At 56.2% G+C, this 19,519-nt stretch carries 29 protein-coding genes and 1 tRNA gene; 27 read left to right on the top strand and 3 right to left on the bottom strand.

Annotated features, from left to right (window positions below; genetic code table 11):
- Positions 1–67 precede the first annotated feature (67 nt).
- The 8 genes from N6V40_RS11145 to N6V40_RS17705 all read left to right on the top strand — a co-directional run bounded on the left by N6V40_RS11145 (position 68) and on the right by N6V40_RS17705 (position 5,013).
- The gene (locus N6V40_RS11145; protein WP_262197675.1) at positions 68–199 is read left to right on the top strand and encodes a hypothetical protein; all 132 of its coding nucleotides are present in this window, start codon (positions 68–70) and stop codon (positions 197–199) included.
- A gap of 25 nt (positions 200–224) precedes the next feature.
- Entirely contained in the window at positions 225–1,100 is an 876-nt protein-coding gene (locus N6V40_RS11150; RefSeq protein WP_262197676.1) for a hypothetical protein, read from the top strand.
- Positions 1,101–1,175: 75 nt separating this feature from the next.
- Positions 1,176–2,387, top strand: a complete 1,212-nt coding sequence (locus tag N6V40_RS11155; RefSeq protein ID WP_262197678.1) for an AAA family ATPase — start codon at positions 1,176–1,178, stop codon at positions 2,385–2,387.
- Between the two features lie 2 nt (positions 2,388–2,389).
- On the top strand, positions 2,390–2,863 hold the full coding sequence (locus tag N6V40_RS11160; RefSeq protein WP_262197679.1) for a single-stranded DNA-binding protein: 474 nt from the start codon (positions 2,390–2,392) through the stop codon (positions 2,861–2,863).
- A gap of 216 nt (positions 2,864–3,079) precedes the next feature.
- Positions 3,080–3,367, top strand: a complete 288-nt coding sequence (locus N6V40_RS11165; RefSeq protein ID WP_262197680.1) for a glutaredoxin family protein — start codon at positions 3,080–3,082, stop codon at positions 3,365–3,367.
- On the top strand, positions 3,367–3,732 hold the full coding sequence (locus N6V40_RS11170) for a hypothetical protein (RefSeq protein ID WP_262197681.1): 366 nt from the start codon (positions 3,367–3,369) through the stop codon (positions 3,730–3,732). The genes N6V40_RS11165 and N6V40_RS11170 overlap by 1 nt, the downstream gene beginning before the upstream one ends.
- 163 nt (positions 3,733–3,895) lie before the next feature.
- Positions 3,896–4,147 (top strand): hypothetical protein, encoded by a 252-nt coding sequence (locus N6V40_RS11175; protein ID WP_262197682.1) that lies wholly within the window; start codon positions 3,896–3,898, stop codon positions 4,145–4,147.
- On the top strand, positions 4,147–5,013 hold the full coding sequence (locus N6V40_RS17705) for a DUF6349 family protein (RefSeq protein ID WP_396267748.1): 867 nt from the start codon (positions 4,147–4,149) through the stop codon (positions 5,011–5,013). The genes N6V40_RS11175 and N6V40_RS17705 overlap by 1 nt, the downstream gene beginning before the upstream one ends.
- Here the strand turns inward: N6V40_RS17705 and N6V40_RS11180 are convergent.
- Positions 5,010–5,201 carry a hypothetical protein gene (locus tag N6V40_RS11180; protein WP_262197683.1) on the bottom strand — a complete coding sequence of 64 codons (192 nt, stop codon included), beginning with the start codon at positions 5,199–5,201 and terminating at the stop codon, positions 5,010–5,012. The genes N6V40_RS17705 and N6V40_RS11180 overlap by 4 nt on opposite strands.
- A gap of 60 nt (positions 5,202–5,261) precedes the next feature.
- Between N6V40_RS11180 and N6V40_RS11185 the strand changes: the two genes are divergently transcribed.
- The 8 genes from N6V40_RS11185 (at position 5,262) to N6V40_RS11220 (ending at position 8,568) form a co-directional block, all read left to right on the top strand.
- Positions 5,262–5,690 carry a phage replisome organizer N-terminal domain-containing protein gene (locus N6V40_RS11185; RefSeq protein ID WP_262197684.1) on the top strand — a complete coding sequence of 143 codons (429 nt, stop codon included), beginning with the start codon at positions 5,262–5,264 and terminating at the stop codon, positions 5,688–5,690.
- A 240-nt stretch (positions 5,691–5,930) separates the two neighbouring features.
- Entirely contained in the window at positions 5,931–6,401 is a 471-nt protein-coding gene (locus tag N6V40_RS11190; protein WP_262197686.1) for a hypothetical protein, read from the top strand.
- Between the two features lie 132 nt (positions 6,402–6,533).
- The gene (locus N6V40_RS11195) at positions 6,534–6,938 is read left to right on the top strand and encodes a RusA family crossover junction endodeoxyribonuclease (protein WP_262197687.1); all 405 of its coding nucleotides are present in this window, start codon (positions 6,534–6,536) and stop codon (positions 6,936–6,938) included.
- Between the two features lie 78 nt (positions 6,939–7,016).
- Entirely contained in the window at positions 7,017–7,199 is a 183-nt protein-coding gene (locus tag N6V40_RS11200) for a hypothetical protein (protein ID WP_262197688.1), read from the top strand.
- A 118-nt stretch (positions 7,200–7,317) separates the two neighbouring features.
- Positions 7,318–7,641 (top strand): hypothetical protein, encoded by a 324-nt coding sequence (locus N6V40_RS11205; protein ID WP_262197689.1) that lies wholly within the window; start codon positions 7,318–7,320, stop codon positions 7,639–7,641.
- On the top strand, positions 7,634–7,816 hold the full coding sequence (locus tag N6V40_RS11210; RefSeq protein ID WP_262197690.1) for a hypothetical protein: 183 nt from the start codon (positions 7,634–7,636) through the stop codon (positions 7,814–7,816). Before N6V40_RS11205 ends, N6V40_RS11210 begins: the two co-directional genes overlap by 8 nt.
- Positions 7,817–7,978: 162 nt before the next feature.
- A complete protein-coding gene (locus tag N6V40_RS11215; protein WP_262197691.1) occupies positions 7,979–8,179 on the top strand; it encodes a hypothetical protein in 201 nt (66 codons plus the stop codon).
- On the top strand, positions 8,176–8,568 hold the full coding sequence (locus N6V40_RS11220) for a hypothetical protein (protein WP_262197692.1): 393 nt from the start codon (positions 8,176–8,178) through the stop codon (positions 8,566–8,568). Before N6V40_RS11215 ends, N6V40_RS11220 begins: the two co-directional genes overlap by 4 nt.
- 54 nt (positions 8,569–8,622) lie before the next feature.
- Here N6V40_RS11220 and N6V40_RS11225 read toward each other — a convergent pair whose 3' ends face one another.
- The gene (locus N6V40_RS11225) at positions 8,623–8,883 is read right to left on the bottom strand and encodes a GlsB/YeaQ/YmgE family stress response membrane protein (RefSeq protein WP_262197694.1); all 261 of its coding nucleotides are present in this window, start codon (positions 8,881–8,883) and stop codon (positions 8,623–8,625) included.
- Positions 8,884–9,001: 118 nt separating this feature from the next.
- On the opposite strand from N6V40_RS11225, the gene N6V40_RS11230 reads away from it, so the two are divergent.
- The 7 genes from N6V40_RS11230 to N6V40_RS11260 all read left to right on the top strand — a co-directional run bounded on the left by N6V40_RS11230 (position 9,002) and on the right by N6V40_RS11260 (position 12,901).
- Positions 9,002–9,340, top strand: a complete 339-nt coding sequence (locus N6V40_RS11230) for a hypothetical protein (protein WP_262197696.1) — start codon at positions 9,002–9,004, stop codon at positions 9,338–9,340.
- Positions 9,330–10,028 carry a hypothetical protein gene (locus tag N6V40_RS11235; protein WP_262197697.1) on the top strand — a complete coding sequence of 233 codons (699 nt, stop codon included), beginning with the start codon at positions 9,330–9,332 and terminating at the stop codon, positions 10,026–10,028. Before N6V40_RS11230 ends, N6V40_RS11235 begins: the two co-directional genes overlap by 11 nt.
- Positions 10,025–10,357 (top strand): hypothetical protein, encoded by a 333-nt coding sequence (locus N6V40_RS11240; RefSeq protein WP_262197698.1) that lies wholly within the window; start codon positions 10,025–10,027, stop codon positions 10,355–10,357. The genes N6V40_RS11235 and N6V40_RS11240 overlap by 4 nt, the downstream gene beginning before the upstream one ends.
- Positions 10,358–10,366: 9 nt before the next feature.
- The gene (locus tag N6V40_RS11245; protein ID WP_262197700.1) at positions 10,367–11,020 is read left to right on the top strand and encodes a hypothetical protein; all 654 of its coding nucleotides are present in this window, start codon (positions 10,367–10,369) and stop codon (positions 11,018–11,020) included.
- 20 nt (positions 11,021–11,040) lie between these two features.
- Positions 11,041–11,811, top strand: coding sequence for a hypothetical protein (locus N6V40_RS11250; protein WP_262197701.1), 771 nt, complete (start codon positions 11,041–11,043; stop codon positions 11,809–11,811).
- A 250-nt stretch (positions 11,812–12,061) separates the two neighbouring features.
- Positions 12,062–12,118, top strand: a tRNA-OTHER gene (locus tag N6V40_RS11255).
- Between the two features lie 252 nt (positions 12,119–12,370).
- Positions 12,371–12,901, top strand: coding sequence for a sce7726 family protein (locus N6V40_RS11260; RefSeq protein ID WP_262197703.1), 531 nt, complete (start codon positions 12,371–12,373; stop codon positions 12,899–12,901).
- 6 nt (positions 12,902–12,907) lie between these two features.
- Here N6V40_RS11260 and N6V40_RS11265 read toward each other — a convergent pair whose 3' ends face one another.
- Positions 12,908–13,927: a beta family protein gene (locus N6V40_RS11265; RefSeq protein ID WP_262197704.1), complete on the bottom strand. Its 1,020-nt coding sequence runs from the start codon at positions 13,925–13,927 to the stop codon at positions 12,908–12,910.
- 88 nt (positions 13,928–14,015) lie between these two features.
- Here N6V40_RS11265 and terL point away from each other — a divergent pair, with 88 nt between their 5' ends.
- The 4 genes from terL (at position 14,016) to N6V40_RS11285 (ending at position 19,511) form a co-directional block, all read left to right on the top strand.
- Positions 14,016–15,521, top strand: coding sequence for a phage terminase large subunit (terL, locus tag N6V40_RS11270; RefSeq protein WP_262197705.1), 1,506 nt, complete (start codon positions 14,016–14,018; stop codon positions 15,519–15,521).
- An 18-nt stretch (positions 15,522–15,539) separates the two neighbouring features.
- Positions 15,540–17,093: a hypothetical protein gene (locus N6V40_RS11275; protein ID WP_262197706.1), complete on the top strand. Its 1,554-nt coding sequence runs from the start codon at positions 15,540–15,542 to the stop codon at positions 17,091–17,093.
- Between the two features lie 14 nt (positions 17,094–17,107).
- Positions 17,108–18,160, top strand: a complete 1,053-nt coding sequence (locus N6V40_RS11280; protein WP_262197707.1) for a phage minor head protein — start codon at positions 17,108–17,110, stop codon at positions 18,158–18,160.
- 169 nt (positions 18,161–18,329) lie between these two features.
- Positions 18,330–19,511: a hypothetical protein gene (locus N6V40_RS11285; protein WP_262197709.1), complete on the top strand. Its 1,182-nt coding sequence runs from the start codon at positions 18,330–18,332 to the stop codon at positions 19,509–19,511.
- Positions 19,512–19,519: the final 8 nt, after the last annotated feature.

Genomic DNA, 19,519 nt, shown 5'->3' on the forward strand with positions numbered 1-19,519 from the left:
AGCTCGACCTCTACTACGAGGACGAAGCTATCGCTATCGACATGGGACCCACCGATGACAACCGGACGTGGGGAGCCTCCCCGAACTGGATCGTCCCGGATTCGAAGTCATCATCCCAGTCGACAGCGCTGAACACATGGTCAAGGTCCTGCAAGACATGATCACCGAAATTCGGGCACGACAAGCCCGAGCAGCCTAACCAACACATCTAGGAGTCAACCCAAATGAGTATCCAACCATTCAACCCAGCCGGCGAAATCGCCAACCCTGCAGTCCTACCAACGAGCGCGGGAACCATTCAGCTCGCTGAATGGGCTGCAGAACTCGGTGCAGCTCACCAGCTCGGAACCGCCCTCTGCAAGACGGCATTCGTTCCCAAGGACTTCGTGGGCAAGCCCGAAGCAGCAGCCGCTGCAATCCTCACCGGCAAGTCCGTAGGCCTCGACCCAATGAATGCCCTCGCAAACATCTTCGTTGTTCACGGTCGCCCAGCAATGTACGCCCGCACAATGGTCGCCTTGGTCATGGCGCAGGGGCACGAGATCGTACGGACCGAAGCAACCAACGAATCTGTGACCATCAGCGCACGCCGTAAAGGACAGGAACGGTGGAGCGACTTCACCTGGTCCATTCAGCGTGCCAGTCAAGCCGGATACACGAGTAACGCGAAGTACAAGACCGACCCCATCGCCATGCTCACTGCCAAGGCTCAGGCCGAAGCCTGCCGAGTCATCGCCCCTGACGTGCTGGCAGGTATGCCGTACAGCGCCGAAGAGATGGAACTGGAAGACATGGGCGAGACTACACAGCCTGCCGAGGCGCCGGCGAAGACACGAAAGCTCACTCGCAAGCCTGCAACCAAGAACCCTGACCCAGCACCTACGACGGTGGCCGAACCGGTGGCAGACGAATCAACAGGCGAGATGCAAGACGACGGCCCAGCAGCGGTTCTCGAAACTGACTGGGATGCAGAGCTTGCACAGACCGAGGGGGACCGAGACGCCTTGATTTCCCTTTGGAACCGTGCGGTTGCTGAGGGCGCCCCGGCTGAGGTGGTGGACCGGATCACCGAAGCCGGATCCAAAACCATCCAGCAGTAACACCAAACCAACACCCGGTGGGTGCCCAGTCTGACGGGCTGCGCACCCACCAACAACAAGTAGGAGTCAAACATCATGAAGGTCATCAGCCTTACCACAACCAACTACAAGCGTGCCAAGCACGTAGAGATCAAACCAGATCCAGAGGGAAACCTGGTCATCGTTGCCGGGAAGAACGGGCAAGGAAAATCCAGTGTCTTGGACAGCATCTCTGCAGCACTTGGTGGCGCCAACAGCAAGACCACGCCGAAGCCAATCCGTGACGGTGAAGATCGGGCAGAGATCGTGCTTGAAACTGAGGAATTGACGGTCACCCGTGTCTTCACCCCATCTGGTTCCCGACTGACCTTGACTAGCAAGGACGGCGCGAAGTACCCGAAGGCGCAGGCGAAGCTGGACGAGCTCGTGGGTGATTTGTCCATGGATCCGCTCGCTTTCACGTTGCTGGATGACAAGAAGCAACTGGCACAGCTTTTGGAACTGGTGGAGTTGCCGTTTGACCCGGACCAGTTGGAAGTCGAACGCAAGCAGGCGTTTGACGAACGCACCGCAGTGAACCGACGGGTAAAGGAATTCGAATCTGCTCTCGCACAGTTCGGTGAACTGCCGGACGCTGTGCCGGCAAATGAAGTCAGCGTTTCCGAACTGCTGGGGGAATACCGGAAGTTAGAAGCCGCTCAGCAGGAGAGCGACAGGTACCTGACCGACCTCAATGAATCTCAATACAAGGTGCAGGAGCTTGAACGACAACTCGCGGCAGCCCGAAAGCACTTCGATGATGTGTCCGCACTCGTGGCTAACCAGTCCGATTACAAGGCAGATCTAGAGCGCATGCGAACGCAGATCGACGGCGCGGAGGAAACCAACCGTCTCGTGCGTAAAGCCAAAGAACGCGGGTCGCTGTCATTCCAGCACGAAGCAGCCAAGGGCCAAGCAAACTCATTGACCGCGAAACTCGACGAAATCGCCAAGACCAAAGCCGACGGCCTCGCAAGTGCATCGTTCCCAGTGGACGGCCTCGGCTTCACCGAAGACGGAGTCACCTACCAGGGCGTGCCGTTCAAGCAAGCATCCAGCGCCGAACAGATCCGCGTATCCATGGCAATGGCCATCGCACTGAACCCAAAGCTAAAGGTCATCCGCATTCAGGACGGTTCCTTGCTGGACTCTGACAGCCTCGCACTGATCGAGGAAACAGCACAGGAGCACGGATACCAAATCTGGCTCGAAGTAGTCGGAGACGACATCGAAGACGCATACACAATCATCGACGGAGAGGTGGCCTAACCATGGCTGGCGAAACCCTTATCACTGTAATCGGCAATCTGACGGCGGATCCGGAACTGCGTTTCACGCCTTCGGGTAGTGCGGTAGCTAACTTCACGATTGCTTCGACTCCGCGTACCTTTGACCGCCAATCGAATGAATGGAAGGACGGCGAAGCACTGTTCCTCCGGTGTTCAGTGTGGAAGGAAGCAGCCGAGAACGCTGCGGAAACCCTAACTAAGGGGATGCGTGTTATCGCGACAGGCTTCTTGAAGTCACGTTCCTACGACACCAAAGAAGGCGAACGCCGAACCGTCATGGAACTGGAAATTCAGGAAGTCGGCCCATCCCTTAGGTACGCGTCAGCGAAAGTCACTCGTACGGCACGAGGAAACGGTGAAGGCGCTGCAGGACGCACACCAAACAACAACAATGCCGGCTGGAACAACAGTAGCGGTGGCTGGGGCAACCCACCCGCACAGGAACCACCGTTCTAAACCAATGGCCAAGCAACTAGTTTGCCCACGTTGTAAACGCCCCGCAGCCAACCACTCAGTCCCGCACTGCACAAAGCGTTTGTGCGGTTGGTTGATCTGCAAAAAGTGCTCACTCACCTATGAGATTCCAGCGAAGCACTAACCCGAAGTAAAACACAGGGTGGTCTGGCCAGTAGTCGGACCAGGCCACCCAACCAACACCACTCAGGAGAACCAATGCGAACCATCACCTTGTACACCACCCAGAACTGCCAGCAGTGCCGAGGGACCAAAAGGGTCCTAGACCAATCCAGCGTCGAATACGTGACAGTTCAAGCAGACGCAGCTGACGCACATGAGCTTGCTGAAGCTATTCGTGGACGTGCTGACGAGCTCGGCGTACCAGCGACCATGCCTTATGTGACCGTGTACGACGACGACAACGAACTAATCGCTGACTGGTTCGGTTTCCAACCCGGAAAGATCACTGACTTTGCACTAGTACGAGACGAGGACGCAGCGTAATGGGTGTCTTTCAAGCTGTATGGCCAGTGCTAGACGCTGAGATTCCGGAGAAAGATTTGCTTGCTGAAGCTATCGAAGACCTACCAAAGGTTGCACGACGGCATGGGGTAATCACGATTGGTAAGCCACGGGTCGATATCCGACAGGGCAGTGAGATGCCTGGTACGGCTGGGGCGAAGCTCGTTGTGGTTGCTGAGTCTTCGGTCGTTGATCCGGCGCCTATTCAAGTTTTGGATGTGAAGTTTGCTCGCACGTGTGATCGGTGCGGGGTTGAGAAGAACGCTGTTTGGGGTGTGGACGAGTACTTCTGCAAGGACTGCAAGCGGTTTGTGAAGGCTGACGGCTGGTTGGAGCAAGCATCATGAGCGCATGCAAGAAATCATGCTGCTGGACTCCGTTTCAAGTGTGCGCTACCAAAAAAGAATGCAGTTGCCATATGAGTGAGAAGTCGATTTATGAGCGGTTGACTGCGCTTGAGGTTGAGCGTGCTCAGTCGGTTATGAAGTCCAGGTGGAAGAAGTGAACTATATGCCAGCCGTTGGGGATCTGGTCAAGCACACGGTCTATCAACCAGATGCTGAGCCTAAGACGCAGATCTACAAGCCGACCACAATCATGTTGGTTCGTGGCGTGACTGAGAACTATCGCGGTGTGCAGGATCTGACTCGATACTGGCTGGCTGATCCTCGCCGGCCTAATGACGAATCGCGTTTCTCGTGGACCGAATCCGATTGGGCTGACGTTGAACCCGCCGCCGAAGAACTTGGGAGGTTGTTCTGATGATCGCCGGACAGTTAGACATCTTCGACCTGATCGAAACTGACAAGCCAACCGTCATTCCGCTGGATGCTCTCAAACCGGTTATCGACGCTGGAACGTTTCATCATCCTGGAACGCCCGAGGCGCTCGAAGAAAAGTTGCTGGCGTTCCGAGAGGATCACAAGAAGCGTGGCTTCAGGTGGAAAACCTATGTCGGCTGGGCGACGTATTACGAAACGTCAGGTGTGGGATCTGATCACAAGTCAGCAAAGTTCAGCTCGATTCTTCACTGTCCCCACAACGTAGAGGATTGGTGCTCGTGCGTGAAGTGGCACGTATCTCGGGTCTACTGCGCTGGGTGCAATTGGTGGTCAGGGATTCACGTAAGCACGAGTGACGCGGTGCATGAGTACTTGGATCACTGCTGGCCGGGATGGCGGGATCTGCCAGTCCTTGAGGGAAAAACGGTTGGTTACCAAAAGAAGTTCAACCTCCCGGCTGACTATCCCAAGGAATTCATGGTCACCGGAGCACCTCTGTTGGACTGCCGAGGCAATAGCCGAACGGCAACACGCGACGTGCCCGGCGGTAACCAGTTCGGAGGCTACCAGGTAGCAATGAGTCAGGACTGCGAGCAGCACAACCAAAAGGGGAGAAGTGACCGCTCAACCGCATCCGCATTGTTCCCCACGCCCCATCTGCCCAGACCCCTCCTGCAAGAAAGTCTGGGCACCAGACAAACGCACAGCCAAACAACTCCGAGCAGAAATCATCGCCGAAAAAGAACAGCCGCCGAACCTGTCCGATACTACGAACACGCCGGCGGCTGGCACTGGACCAGGCAAGTTGATAGGCCCGCTCAAAGCGCAAGATTTAGGACAATCTAGTCAAGGTTTCCATAGACGTAGAAGCCATTTATCTCTTCTTTGGAGTCCATTACCATGAACAACTCTTCTTCGTCTGTAACACCATTCTTATCCGCAAGCGCTAGCCAGCGACGAATGTCTCCGACCGTGGCCCTGCCCTCGCCGTTCTCCTCAAAAAATTCGATATCAATTCGCAAGCCAACAGCCACGATCAACCCCCCAATGAATAGACAATGATGACCTCAATCATGCCAGAGAGGGACGACAAAATGAGTGCCAAGGACGAACGGCCCTGGATCAAGCTATCCATCGACTATCTCGACAACCCAAAGATCGACGGACTCAGCGACCAGGCAATCCTCTTGCACCTATCTCTTATGCTCAGAGCAGCCCAACAACGATCCGGCGGGAAGGTTTCAGCACGAGTCGCAGAGCAACGAGGGAAGATCACGCTCAAAGAACTCACCGATGGAAAACTGCTCGTCAAAGAAGACGCAAAAACCTATCGGATCCACGACTACGAGAAGCACCAAACCGTGCACGAACTATCCAAAAAACGGGCCATTTCAGGCGCCCGTGGAGGGCACACGAAGAACCACAAAAACAAGGGGATTTTTGCTACAGATTGCGAGTACTGCCAAGAAGATACAGGAGAACGAGAGAAATCCCAAGTCATCCCAGAAGAACCACCATTCTAACCGCCTAGCAAAAGTAGCAAAATTCTAGCAAATGCCACCCTGGCTAGACACAAAACCCCAAGTCGCCAACTAGCAAACACAGTGGCAGAACTTAAGAAGTTAAGAACCTACTTACGTAGGTGGCAAAACCAACGGACACTCTTGGTTCAGTTTTAAAAGAAATGGCTAAAGAAAATCGTCGATCGTTGAGTACTTAAACGCGAGACGCCAAAACGATCGACCGTAAGGAGACACCTAAAAATGATCACCGAACAACAAGCCATCACCCTAGCCAACCTCCTCGCCATGATCCGCCCAGGCGACTGGCGACCACAACAACTCACAGACCTGTTCTACGAGCACCGCACCACCACCCACCCGTTCAACGACATCGCAGAAGTCGCCATCCGAGCAGCAAACAACCCCGACATCAAATCACCCAACGTGATCTTCCTCGACGGAAAACACTGGAACCTAGGAAGAAACACCAAAAGACCAAAAAACCCTCCATGCGCCGAGCACGCCGGCGAAGACGCACACACCTGCCGATGCTGCCAAGCAGACATCCTCCTCGGAGAACGGCCACCACACATGATCGGCAAACGAATCCACCCAGCAGGCAAACCCAACGCCTTCGGAGTCCAAGCCGTCAAACACGCACTCCAAGCACTCAAAAGCCCCGAGAGCGATGTTGAAGCATCCGAAACAACCCGGGGCGTAGCCCCATTCTAAAACTTTTATTTGCAACCAACACCAACCAACAGACGGTGAACCACCGTTATTCGGGCAGAAATCGTGTCTAGGCGTGATTGTGACACCCTGGGCGGGTGGTTTCCCCGTTCAACCTCCTGAAAGGCTCTCAAAATGGATTCTGTGCCCTCCGGCGAATTCCGGTTGGAACTTCCGAAGCTTGCCGACTGGCTCAACCTCAATGTGAATCTCCATTGGGCGCCACGGAACAAGCGTGTCCAGGCTTGGCGACATGGTGCGCACATTATGTCCCGGCAGGCCAAGCTCCCGAAAGGCCTGCAGCGCGTACGAATTGACGCTTATGTGTGGAAGTCATCGAAGCGCGCTTATGACCCACATAACCTGATGCCCACGCTGAAGCCCGTGGTTGATGGCCTCGTCGACTATGGGCTGATTCCAGACGACAACACCACCCACCTGGCCGGCCCGTTCATCCACCATGGCGGGTACGGGACCGAGAAGCTGGTGCTAGTTATCAAAAATCTGGAACCGCTTCACAATGGTTGCTATACCAACTAACAGACGGTAGTCTGACAACCAGCAGCAGAAGTATTGATCGTCCCACCATCTGAGCGTGGGGCACCAAGGGGAACCATCATGAGCAATCAAATCGTGCAGCGTGAGCCGCGTGTCTATCCGACGGAATCAGTCGAGTTGATCATGGACAACTACACCGATGACGCTGACTGGTGCGCACCAATCAACGGCGACATGCTCGCCTACTACCGCCACGAATACCCCGACTACGACAGCTTCCCTGTCGGCATCTACCTGGTCTAAAGGGGGCAGTGATGACAATCATCCACGCATTCATCACCAGCGTGAAACGCCTGATCCTCCGCCTAACCGACTGGCTAGCCGAAACTAACGAAGAAACCAAAGAAAACGAGGACGACGAATGAGCAACCTTTTCGACCCAACGCCAGGCCAAGACTATGGACTGTGCAAGACCTGCAACAAGCCGATCCCCACCGAGGATGACAAAGGAAAGCACTGGGCTGGCGACGGTGAAGGCCACTCCATCAGCATCTTGAACCAATCACGTGCCGACAGGATCGAGCGGCACATACAGCAGGAAATCGAAGACGCTTTGCAGTCTGCGTTCTCCGCGATTGATGACTACCTTGTGCGTGGCCATTTCACCGAGGAAGAAGTCACCAAAGCTATGCAAACGATCCACTTTGAAGTAGATGACGGCTGGCGAGAGTACAGCAATGAGTGAGAACGGTTTGCACAAGATCCCGGCCATGCGTGCCGCGTTGGTAGCGATCCAAGAACTGCACCATCCAAACAGTGACTACGGGTACCCAATGATGTGCAGAAATTGCGCACATGGTTGGCCTTGCCCGTCTCGCAAGCTGGCCGACGAAGGACTCGGAGGTGAGACCCGTGGCTAAGTGCACCTGTTTCGAGTTGCCACCTGAGATGTGGACTACGCACTACGGGGCAGTGGAGCCCGGTTCAACGCATGAACCTAACCCGGATTGCCCTGAACACTTCCGCAAACCCCTTATCGTCTCGATGACGGCACATGGTCAGACGGAGTGGACCGCACGAGCATGATCAAGCTTCACAAATTCCAAATCGAGAACCCGAGTCGCCCCATTGTCATCCAGACATGGGATCAGCGGCCAGACGGCGGATATGACTGGGTGGCTATCGAATCCAAATACGGGGAGCCCGAGTATTTCCCGACCCACACTGAAGCTATCGCCTACGCCGACCGTATGGCACGAACCAACCAAGGAGAAAACAAATGACTAGCATCCCGCTAAACCCGGACGCGCTCGAAGTGGCGTGTGATGCGGTAATTGATGCGTCTTTCGGCCAAGAGTTGCCGGAAGCGCCTATTGACCTCGCTACCGCTGCCGTGTCCGCTTATCTCGGCGTCGCCCAGCCGGTAGTGAACAGTGTGGACTCTCAGTCCACCCCGGAAGGTCACTATGACGCATGGCGGGATACCGGAGACGTCTACACGCAGCGCAAGGGCTGGACGCTCACCTGCCTGTGGTGCGGTTCTGAGTTCACCGGCGCCACCAAATCCGAAGCGCTCAAAGGCTACCGGGGCCACGAGGAAAGCATCATGCGGGCACTGCGCGAAGCTGACGCTGAACGGGCCAAGAACCGCCCAACGGTGAACGATGCCTAGGCATAGCGAACGGGGCCTCACCCCGAAAGGTAAGACCCCGTTCTGTCGCGCAAATTACGCCTTCTTGCGTGTGATCAGTCCCCAGATAACGAGGACGATCAGCGAGCCGCCGATGGCCAGCAACCAAGTCGAAAGCGACCAGAACGAGCTGATATCCACGTTGAACAAAGCGGAGCCGATCCAACCACCCACAACGGCACCAACAACACCAAGCACCAGGGTAGCGAGCCAGCCGCCACCCTGCTCACCAGGCTTGATCGCCTTAGCGATCGCACCAGCAATAAGGCCTAAAACAATCCAACCAATGAAACCCATAACTTCCTCCTGTTGGGATCGAGTGACTTCGTTCAGCATCAGGACTGAGATGCACAAGGGAAAACAATACAGGTCGAAGCACAGAAATTACTAATCAAAAACATAGGAGAAGATTCCCATGAGCGCTAATGAGAAGCACGCAGCCACCTACCACTGCGGAGAATACACGCCGACAACTGAGCAGGTGCGAGAGGCGTGCATACTCGGGCACTACCCGTTGCCGAGCGTGAAGCAACGAACCGACTTGGGCGCAGACTTCGACCGTTGGCTTGAAACCGTTCGCGCCGAAGCAAAAGCAGAAGCGCTCAACGAGGTAGCCAACGCTTTTCAATACAAGGCATGGAACGAACTGATCCAGGGCAGCCTGCAAGACCGGTTGCGCGTTGCTCAGCCAATCACGGCATGGCTCCGTGCTCGCGCTAACCAGTACAAGGAGGAACCAGCCGATGGTCGTTAGAGTTACGGCTGAGAACCTGGGCAAAGCGATCAAACGATACAAAGGCGACCCCACCTACGCCCCAGGGCAAGAGCGCGGCGGGAAGCTGATCTGCGGCGCCAAGAAGCGCGGCAAAGACGAAGCTTGCGGATCCTCACCAATCCAAGGCGGAGTACGGTGCGGACGACACGGTGGTAATAGCCCGAAAGCTAAAACAGCGGCAGAAGCAAGGATCGCGGAACAAGAATTGAACCACGCCATAGGCACGCTCGGAATCACCGACAAATACCCTGACGTCGACCCAGCCCAAGCACTGCTCCAAGAGATCCGGATCAGTCACGCGCACGTCCAATGGCTTCGCACCAAGGTAGCTGAGGTCGAACCCAACGAACTTGTATGGGGGATAACAAAGACTGAGGTCGGTATCGGTGCCCAAGGCCCAGTGGATATGACCGTTCAGGAAGCCGGATTCAATACCTGGTACACGCTCTACACGAAAGAGCGTGAGCACTTCGCCAAGCTCACCACCTTGGCCTTGAAAGCTGGTATCGAGCAGCGTCGCATCGAACTGGAAGAGCAGAAAGCCGAACTCGTCGTGGTCGCGTTGAAACAGATCTTCGCCGCGTTGAACCTCTCCAAGATCCAAGCCGACATGCTCCCCACCATCGTCCCCAACGCCCTACGCCAACTCACCGGAGGAACACCATGAGCACCACCCGCGAAGCCCGCCACCTATCAGGCGCAGACCTCGGCAAAACCATCAGCTACAAGATACTCGACCCAGAAACCCGCGAAACCATCACCCACACCGGGCGGCTGGTCAAAGCAGACCACCAACTGAACCTCATCGAAGACACCAGTCTCTGCGACCCGCACCCCACCTACAGCCTTGGCGAACCAGCCTTCCGAATCGAACTGCTCAGCGCAGGAACATTCATCACCGCCAACCTAAGCCCAGACCACCCCATCACCATCACCGGCGAACCATCCCCAACAGGGCTAGACCTACACCGATCAGTACTCGACCAGAACGAATAGGATTGGGGCATGGCCTCCACAGACAAATTGATTTGCGAGATCTCAACTACAGACCCGTTGCAGGTCGCATGCCAAATGCCAGACGCTTCGTGGATAGAAATACTCTCTGGGGTTGGCTCGGCGCTCGGGACGCTCGTGGCAGCACTCGCAGCCGTGTACGGCGTCTACGAGGCATTCAAACAGCGCGATCGGGCTGACAGATTAGACAAGAAAAACACTTTACGCAATGCATCTGGACGGTACTTCGAAGCATTGAGCAACTTAGTCGAGGCATCTGAAGGGGAACGATTCAAAGCAGGCGGATCGGTACACCGTGAACTGTTCGATTTTTCTAATTTGTTAGCCGACGGAGATATGTACCAAAAACGCTTTGCGGAATCACTAAACATTGTCACAGGGCCGATAATCAACGACCTTGTGTGGGCATTGGAACCGTTTGAAGGGGCGACGGATGCTGAAAAAGTGAGATATGAGGTCAGGATTTCAAGCGCCCGGAGCTTGATAGAAACCGTGGCCGAGCAAGCGCAGTCAGCATTTAGCGTGGTCATGAATGTGGAATCCATAGAGACCAAGGAAGGAAGAGTGTCCTTCTTTGAACGTCGGGCGACGAGTTTGGCGAGTCAGCTCACTGAGGGCTCGAAAAAAGATCGGGGTAATAAATGACGTGCCTAGCATGTGAGTACATGACCGCTGAGGGTCTGCATCTCTGCAATCAGTGTGATGCCCGATTCCGTGCAGTGTTGGATCGTGTGCCTGCGACGTTGCGGACTGCGCAGGCCACGCTGTCGAACATGAGCGTGCAGCCGCGGGTCGGGTCCGCTGGCACTAGCGCCCCGGGTGCGCCGTTGAACCTGGACATGGCCGAACGCCTCGGAGAGTACGAACGCCGGCTAACCGAGCTCGCGCACTGGGTGAACGGGCGGGAGGAACCGAACCGCTTGCGGATCTTCACCACCACGTTCCACGCTGCCGAGTACCTCAGAGCCGTGGCGCACACGATGCGGAAACGCGAGTATGTTGGCGACATCTATCTAGAGTTGCGTGACCTTGAACGGCGGGTACTCTCCGCAGCAGACAGGCCACTTGTGAAGCGTCCACTGGGGGAGTGCGGGGCGCTCAACCTGAACACCGAGGGTACCGTCACCCGTTGTGATGGCATTGTCGAAGGCCACGAAACAGCCACCACAGGCCGATGTAAAGAATGCCACCGCGAACACGACCTAACCGACCGCATCACCGAACGCTTCGCCGAAGCTTGGCACCATGTCGCACCACTCGCCGTCGTAGTCCGAGCGCTGAAAGATGCCGGCTACTCGATCAACTACGAACAAGCTAAAAAGTGGGCTCAACGCGGCAAACTGCACCCAAGGTGCGACCTCACAACACGGCAGGAGGGCCACTCGCCGGCCGAGGTTCTCGGCGTTTTGCGATCAATACCGCGTGATAAGCGTTAAAGTACCAACCGAAAGTTGATTTAGTTGCGAATTGTCCCTAGGATGAAATCAAGATCGGAGCAGTGTAAGAACCCAAAGATTTGCTCACACCCCCACAGGTGGGCAAAACGGTGTCAAAGCTGGAATCTGCTGCAAACCGATACCGTGGCGAGTGAGCCGAACATTGATCCTGTTCAGGCCGACACAATGACCCGCGCCAGCTTCGGCACCAATAACTAAATAGCCCCTGAGGAACACGAGACCCAGGGGAGCGACTGTAGCTCAGGAGTAGAGCCAAGGTGCGCAGGTGCAACTCCTGCCAGTCGCACGAGGGGTCCCTGCCAACCCGCACGACTCCAATAGTCGCGCAGGGCGCTAAGACTGGACAAGATCCGAAACTGTAAAAGTTCGAACGGGTATCCAGATCTGCCCCACACACTCTTGACGGCGCGACCCCTAACCAAAAATTGATGCGAGTAGGCCAGCCGCCGTCAATGAAACGCCAGTCACAGATTTCCAACTATCGTCCGGCAAAGCGCTAACATAGCGTGAGCAGCAATCAAGCGTAGGAGGAAATGTGTTGACCAGCGACATTGACATTCGCCTGGCTCTTGATTCACAACTGCAGGGCAAACATGGGCAAAATCCTGACGTGCTTATTCGACACGAGCTCGGCGTAGATATGGGAAATAGGCGGATCGATCTCGCCGTTCTAAATGGACACCTCGCCGGGTGGGAAATCAAGAGCGATAAAGACACTCTAAAGAGATTGCCGGAACAAGCGGAGGCCTTTTCGAGGGTCATGGACTATCTCACGATAGTGACCACTTCTAAGCATCTAGATAAGTGCGCAGCCATTGTTCCGCCGCACTGGGGTATCCAAGAAGCAATTAGTGGGCCCGGCGGGATCCGGATTGTCACCCGCAGGGCCCCTAAAATAAATCGACAGACAGATCCTTTCTCCATGGCTCAATTGCTGTGGCGCGATGAAGCTTTGGATGAGCTCAAACTGCGAGGGCAAGCTCGGGGGCTTAGTGCGAAACCCAGATACACGATTTGGCAGCGACTATCAGAAGTAGTTCCTAAAAAGAATTGCGCTCTATTGTCTTGAGTCGACTCAAGCAACGCCAAGCGTGGACAGGCGGTCACTTACCAACTCCATGTGGTGGTTCTGAGCGTACGAGATCCACTGTGTAGCTGTACCTGGACCTGGCGGATTTGCAATAGAGTTGTCACCCCATGAAAAGTTTGCTCCGGCAAAATCTGTATGTGCAACAATATTCTTGCAAACGTCGTAGAACGTCGAATGCCCGCGTTGCGGGTCCTTGGGTTCACGCCAAACCACCCAGTGATCGGCTGTTGTATATCTCAGATAGGGTAACGGGCCCTGGAAGCCGGGGGTGTCAGACTGCTCTGGCGAACGGGTTCCGTAATCTGCGTAATCCAACGTCGGGTAAGTCTTGATCATTTGGTTCCAGAGTGCCGCGTCGTTGCGTTCGATGTAGTGGTACTTTTGCTTCTGCACGTCGGATATTTGCTCAGGCGCGGCCCCTGAAGCAAGAATTATCGAATCCCATGGGCCGTTGCTTGAAACCCATCGTAGAGACGCATCAGCTAGTCGGTTCACTGAAGAAATATCAGACCCATAAATGCTTCCAAGGTCGACCATAATTGCTATGTCCTTGGGTTGTATGTTATGAGCTGTGCACCAGTCGCGGAGAGTTCGATCACTATCTTCTGGATCTGGGTCAAGTTCGTCCCCTCGGATCCTCAAAAGTAAATTCTCGGATCCAACGGCGAAAATGGCGTCATCGAGTTGAGCCTGAGTGTCATCCAGGTGGATTACCGCGTGGAAATCTATGTCTTCACTCGACAGCTCCGCGGCCAGCCAAGTGAACGGCATTAGCCCGGTCGATTCTTCCTTCTCGCCGGGCGTGAGTGCCCCGAGGTCGATTGCATATAGCTCCCGAGAGCCAGCTGAACGATGCAGCGCATCTCGGAACTTCTTCAAGTCACGACTGACACCATTTTCAGCTACGAGCTCGAAAAGAGGCTCGATCTTGTCCCGATGTTTGCCGCCAACATTTTTCCAGGCTTCGAATTCGCCCGCTTTGCCCCTAAGGATTGGGTAGTACACCAGTTCTCCTAACTGATCACTGGCCAACACAAGTTTGTCGGCCCATATTCATCATATGTGATCTGTGCGACATTATGGAGGTGCTGCCGTGTCTGCCGCTTATGACTGGGCGGAATACGCGGCCCGCGCATTCGAGGTACCAGAGCATGACTGGGAGACCCCCGGCCAGTTGGCAAAAGCTATTGAGCCAACCACCTTGCAGACCCCGGCACTGGATCTGATTGACGAGTACCTGGTCAAGGTCGAAGCAGGGGAGATTGATCGTCTGATCATCAACCTTCCACCCCAGGAAGGCAAGTCCACCCGCGTCACGACGATTGGGCCGCTCTGGTTCCTCACCCGCAACCCGGACCGGCGTATCGCCATCGTGTCCTACGCCCAAGACCTTGCCGACGAGTTCGGGCGCAATATCCGAAACCACATCGCATCCAACGACGGCGACGATGAAACGCTCGACCTCGGCCTACGCGTCGCCAAAGACAACGGCGCCGCACGACGCTGGAAACTCGAAGACAAAAAGGGTGGCGTCCGCTCAGTCGGTATCCGCGGCGGCCTAACCGGTCGCGCCGTGGACGCACTGTTCATCGACGACCCCATCAGCAACCTCGAACAGGCTTACTCCAAAACCTACCGTGAGCAAGCGTGGGGGTTCTGGCAGTCCGTCGGCATCACCCGCCTCGCACCCGAGGCTCCAGTGATTCTAGTGTTGACTCGCTGGCATGCTGACGACCTCGCAGGCCGACTCCTAGCTGGTGAAGACGCAGACCGTTGGACCGTACTCAACATTCCTGCCGAAGCTGTCGAAGGTGACCCGCTCCAACGCCAACCCGGTGAATGGCTCGAATCAGCCCGCCAACGCACCCCGAAGCAGTGGGAACAGATCAAAGTCTCTGTCGGCCCCAAAGTCTGGCAATCCCTCTACCAGGGCAACCCAACCTTGGACGACGGCGGCGTACTACCCACCGAATGGGCACGCTACGACCAACCACTATGGATCGAACACCCCGACGGCAGGCACACAGTGCCCGGTATCGACCGCGACGACCACGAACTCATACAGTCCTGGGACCTCGCATTCAAGGGTGAGAACACCAGCGACTATGTTGTTGGGCAAGTCTGGCTGCGCGTCGGCAACATTGCTTACCTGCTAGACCAAGTGCGCCGGCGGATGAACTTCTCAGAGACCTGTGACGCGATCACCGCACTCACAGCAAAATGGCCAGAAGCCACCGCGAAACTCGTCGAAGACAAAGCCAACGGCCCAGCAGTAATGAACGCCTTGAACAAGACCATCATCGGCCTGATCCCAGTTGAACCAGTCGGATCCAAATACGCACGCGTATCCGCAGTTTCACCATTGGCGTTCTCAAAGAACATTGTGCTCCCATCCACGACGCTATGCCCGTGGATAGAACACTTCACCCAAGAAGCACTGTCATTCCCTGCAGGCGCCAACGATGACCAGCTAGACACCATGTCCCAAGCAGTCAACCAATTGCTCCTACACCGGATAGACAGTGTCGAAGATGAACTAGTCCAACCTGACGAATACGACGTCCTGGACGAACAGGGCTACTACCTATCCCAGTACTAACGAAACGAGGTGTCACCCATGGGCCTACGCACTTGGCTTGGATTCACCCAAGAATCAGACACCACCACGGCAACTGAGACAGTCCCTGTAGGCACCGTGGGCACACTCGAACACAAGATCGAGAACCTTACCGAGTCCATGGCGCAGTTGTCTTTGGCGCGTGAAGACGCTGGCTGGGAACGGATCATGCAGGACGGGCAACGAGAACTCACCTCGGAGGCTCGCCGTCGCAACGCTGAACTATGCCGCATATTCGCGATAGCTAACCCGCTAATCAAGCGTGGACTAGAACTGCGTGCAGCCTATGTTTTCGGACAAGGTGTAGGAACCACAGCCACAGGCGACCAAGTCAACGACATCGTTCAAACGTGGCTGGATGACGCCGAAGTACGCGAAGTCTTCGCAGGACCGCAAGCCCAGGCACGCAACGAGCTCGCATTGGGAACTGACGGAAACGTGTTCTTCGCACTCTTCACCAACCCGCTCACTGGGCGTGTGAAGCCGCGAGTGATCCAGTTCGAAGAAATCCAAGAACAGGTCACTGACCCTGAAGACTCGTTGACAGTCCGCTATTACAAGCGGGTCTACAACAGACGCACCACCACAGGCGACGAACAAGAAATCGTCACCTACCATCCGCGCTACGACTACCGCCCACAGATCCGACAACGCTTCTACCGGCCAGCCGGTTCAAACGAACAGCACGAAATCGTGTGGGATGCCCCGATCTACCATGTGAAGGTCAACGCCCTCACCGGTTGGCAGTACGGCATCGGCGACGCATACGCAGCAATCCCGTGGGCTCGCGGTTACAAGGAATTCCTTGAATCATGGGCTGTCATGATGAATGCGCTGTCCAAGATTGTTTGGCAACGTGTCGGCAAGTCCGGGAAACGTACTGCTGCTAATGCCCGTCGCGAGTTGGAAAAGATTCCGGGCATGACAGCTGGTGGCAGTGTGAACGCTACGGATGACACGAAGCTTGAAGCGATCCCTAAGACTGGGGCGACCATCGACTCCGAGTCGGCTAAACCCCTGGCTGCCATGGTAGCTACTGCGTTGGGTATCCCAGTGACCATGCTCCTGGCTGACCCCGGCCAGACCGGTGCACGAGCTGTGGCGGAAACATTGGACAAGCCAACCGAGCTGACCATGCAGGGCCGGCAGGACGTGTGGCGTGAAGCTCGCCGTCAGATCCTCGGCTACGTCATCGACCAAGCAGTCATCGCACCACGTGGGTTACTGCGTGGCCAGGGTAAGACTGTTCGTGACGGTGATCGGCTAGAGACCATCCTCAACAACGAGGAAGACCGCACGCTAACGATCACGTTCCCGGACATCTCCAAGATCGACGCTAAGACGATGATGGAAGCCTTGGATAAGGCAGACGGTCACATCCCACCGTTGCTTCTTGCTGAACTGGTCATGCGTGCGTTGAACGTGCGTGATGTTGACGAATGGTTGGCTGAACTGCAGGACGAAGACGGCAACTTTATTGACCCGATTGGTGCTGCCGGTCAAGCCGCTGTGGATGCATTCCGCCGTGGCGAAGACCCAGCAGAAGAAGTATAAGGCGGTGATGATCGGTGGCTGTCACAGACGAAACACTCTTGATAGCCGCCGACACACGCCGGCGCTTGCAACGCATGACCGACGAACAAGTTGTTCAGCTTACCCGGTCATGGGTTGACGCGTGGGATTCACTCACACCGTTATTCAACGAAGCCCTATTGGATCTCTTGCACGGTGCGCCTGACCGGTTGCCCCGTGCAGTAGTCGCACGTAACCGGCGCCTACAGTCCGCTCTCAGGCAAGCACGTGCCACACTCAATGAGCTGACACGTGGCGCTAATGAGGTCATCGAAAACAGTCTCGCTGACGCAGTGCTCGACGCTGTCAGTTCGCACCAGTCGATTGTTCGTAGTCAACTACCCGCGGACAGCGCTGGTGTCGCGTTCGACTTGGATGCACCCGCGCCGGAAGCATTGGACGCAATCGTTACCCGAGCGACCCAACAGGTTCATGCGGCAAGCAAGCCGTTGGCTGGGTGGGTTGTTCAAGCGATGCGCCAAGAACTGGTGCGAGGCATAGCAGTCGGTGACAATCCTCGTGAAGTGGCCCGCAAGCTGATGAAAGCTACCGAAGGACACTTCAACGGTGGACTAGCCCGTGCAACCAGGATCGCCCGCACTGAGATGTTGGATGCGCATCGGCGAGGTTCTCAGACTGCAGCGAAAGCCAACACTGACTTGCTGACTGGTTGGAAGTGGCAGTGCACGTTAGATCGGCGCACGTGCCCGTCCTGCCTATCGAAGCATGGCACCTTGTACCCGGTAGACCAGTTCGGACCGATTGACCATCAGAACGGCCGGTGTGCACGCATTGACATCACGAAGTCGTGGGCTGAGCTTGGCTTCACAGGTATTGACGAACCAGCCGACACCTTCCCCGACGCACGCACTTGGTACGACGGACTCACCGACGACTCCAAGCTAGCAATCATGGGGCCAACCCGGATGCAACTACTCGCAGACGGCGCCATCAACTGGGAAGACCTCGCCACACTCCGCAAATCAGACGCATGGCGAAACTCCTACACACAAACCCCAGTAAGAGACCTACAAGCCATCGCTTCGTGACGGCTCATACTGCACCGTCCCACACCACTTACAGACAACCGACATAGATCCGCCGGTCGGACGCAAGTACACCTTGCCGACCCGCCACTCATGGCCCGGGCATGCCCCCGGTTCACCTGGTGTGTCATTCGCGTTGTCTAACCCCATGACCATGATTATAGGAGGCCCCGTGCCTAAAAGAATCCGTGAAGCGGCCACCGCTACCCGGCGCGGTCCCGGACGTATCCTGCTCACCCTAATCACGCCGGGTCAGGGATCTAGTGGTGGCTACACCCCAGAGGTGCTGGCAACCGCCGCTCAGGAGCGTGCGTTCCCTCGTGGCACGTTGGGCATGATCGACCACGACACACCCACCGAGATGATGGAACGCCCCGAAGGTTCCCTACGAAACCTTGCCATCGTCCTCGACGAAGACGCATACATCGGCGAAGGCGGGGCGCTACAGGCCGAAGCCAAAGTAGCTTCCGCATGGCGTGACCTAGTCGAAGACTTCCACGAACACATCGGTGCCAGCATCTTCGCCAGCGCAGAGATTAGTACGGACGAGACCGGGCAAAAAGTCGTTGAACGAATCATTCCCGACCCGTTCAACCGTGCCGACCTTGTGACCGTGGCAGGCCGTGGCGGAAAAGTCGACCAAATCCTAGAAGCAGCCAAGGCCATTGAGTCACGGTCCATCATCGCTGAAGCAACAGCCAGCGACGTGCGCATGTGGTTGCAAGCCACAGTTCGCGCCTCCCACGACAACTATGCCTGGGTAGCTGACCACGATGACACCTACGTCTACTACGAAATCGGCGACAAATACTTCCGGCAGGCCTACGAGCTAACCGGCGTAAACGTCACCCTCACCGGCGACCCAGTTGAGGTACGCCGACGCGTCGAATACGACCCCGTCATTCTCCCCGCCACTCCGGCCGGGGTAACCGAAAACAAGAAGGAGGAAGCCTCCATGGCAACCACCCAGATTGAGGAAGCAGAGCTGACCCAGCTCCGCGAGTCCGCCGGCCGGGCCACCGCGCTGGAAGCGGAACTGCAGGCCGAAAAGGACGCACGAGCACAGGAAGCCGCAGAGCGTGCGACCGAAGCTACCGCGAACCGCATCGCAGAAGCGAAGCGCATCGTCGTAGAAGCCTTCGGTGAGGACGCACCAGCGCTCTACACCCGCTTGGCCGAATCTGCAGCCGCCCCGGACGACTTCGACGCAGGCAAGTTCCGTGCAGAAGTCACCGAAGCCGCAGCGAAGAACGAAGCCGACCAAGGTGCAGGCCAGCCACGCGGACTTGGCTCCCAGACCATCACCGAGTCGAAGACCTCTGTCTCCGACGAAGACATCATCAACGCACTCTAAGGAGGCAA

It is taken from the genome of Glutamicibacter sp. M10, from assembly GCF_025452055.1.
In the GTDB taxonomy this organism is placed as follows: Bacteria; Actinomycetota; Actinomycetes; order Actinomycetales; family Micrococcaceae; genus Glutamicibacter.

Coding starts and splice junctions, on each gene's coding strand:
- N6V40_RS11155 (WP_262197678.1), top strand. CDS start 1,176: ATGAAGGTCATCAGCCTTACCACAACCAACTACAAGCGTGCCAAGCAC.
- N6V40_RS11275 (WP_262197706.1), top strand. CDS start 15,540: ATGGGCCTACGCACTTGGCTTGGATTCACCCAAGAATCAGACACCACC.
- N6V40_RS11250 (WP_262197701.1), top strand. CDS start 11,041: ATGACCGCTGAGGGTCTGCATCTCTGCAATCAGTGTGATGCCCGATTC.
- N6V40_RS11210 (WP_262197690.1), top strand. CDS start 7,634: ATGAGTGAGAACGGTTTGCACAAGATCCCGGCCATGCGTGCCGCGTTG.
- N6V40_RS11245 (WP_262197700.1), top strand. CDS start 10,367: ATGGCCTCCACAGACAAATTGATTTGCGAGATCTCAACTACAGACCCG.
- N6V40_RS11225 (WP_262197694.1), bottom strand. CDS start 8,883: ATGGGTTTCATTGGTTGGATTGTTTTAGGCCTTATTGCTGGTGCGATC.
- N6V40_RS11230 (WP_262197696.1), top strand. CDS start 9,002: ATGAGCGCTAATGAGAAGCACGCAGCCACCTACCACTGCGGAGAATAC.
- N6V40_RS11175 (WP_262197682.1), top strand. CDS start 3,896: ATGCCAGCCGTTGGGGATCTGGTCAAGCACACGGTCTATCAACCAGAT.
- N6V40_RS11160 (WP_262197679.1), top strand. CDS start 2,390: ATGGCTGGCGAAACCCTTATCACTGTAATCGGCAATCTGACGGCGGAT.
- N6V40_RS11235 (WP_262197697.1), top strand. CDS start 9,330: ATGGTCGTTAGAGTTACGGCTGAGAACCTGGGCAAAGCGATCAAACGA.
- N6V40_RS11240 (WP_262197698.1), top strand. CDS start 10,025: ATGAGCACCACCCGCGAAGCCCGCCACCTATCAGGCGCAGACCTCGGC.
- N6V40_RS17705 (WP_396267748.1), top strand. CDS start 4,147: ATGATCGCCGGACAGTTAGACATCTTCGACCTGATCGAAACTGACAAG.
- N6V40_RS11215 (WP_262197691.1), top strand. CDS start 7,979: ATGATCAAGCTTCACAAATTCCAAATCGAGAACCCGAGTCGCCCCATT.
- N6V40_RS11185 (WP_262197684.1), top strand. CDS start 5,262: ATGAGTGCCAAGGACGAACGGCCCTGGATCAAGCTATCCATCGACTAT.
- N6V40_RS11190 (WP_262197686.1), top strand. CDS start 5,931: ATGATCACCGAACAACAAGCCATCACCCTAGCCAACCTCCTCGCCATG.
- N6V40_RS11170 (WP_262197681.1), top strand. CDS start 3,367: ATGGGTGTCTTTCAAGCTGTATGGCCAGTGCTAGACGCTGAGATTCCG.
- N6V40_RS11200 (WP_262197688.1), top strand. CDS start 7,017: ATGAGCAATCAAATCGTGCAGCGTGAGCCGCGTGTCTATCCGACGGAA.
- N6V40_RS11150 (WP_262197676.1), top strand. CDS start 225: ATGAGTATCCAACCATTCAACCCAGCCGGCGAAATCGCCAACCCTGCA.
- N6V40_RS11195 (WP_262197687.1), top strand. CDS start 6,534: ATGGATTCTGTGCCCTCCGGCGAATTCCGGTTGGAACTTCCGAAGCTT.
- N6V40_RS11165 (WP_262197680.1), top strand. CDS start 3,080: ATGCGAACCATCACCTTGTACACCACCCAGAACTGCCAGCAGTGCCGA.
- N6V40_RS11220 (WP_262197692.1), top strand. CDS start 8,176: ATGACTAGCATCCCGCTAAACCCGGACGCGCTCGAAGTGGCGTGTGAT.
- N6V40_RS11205 (WP_262197689.1), top strand. CDS start 7,318: ATGAGCAACCTTTTCGACCCAACGCCAGGCCAAGACTATGGACTGTGC.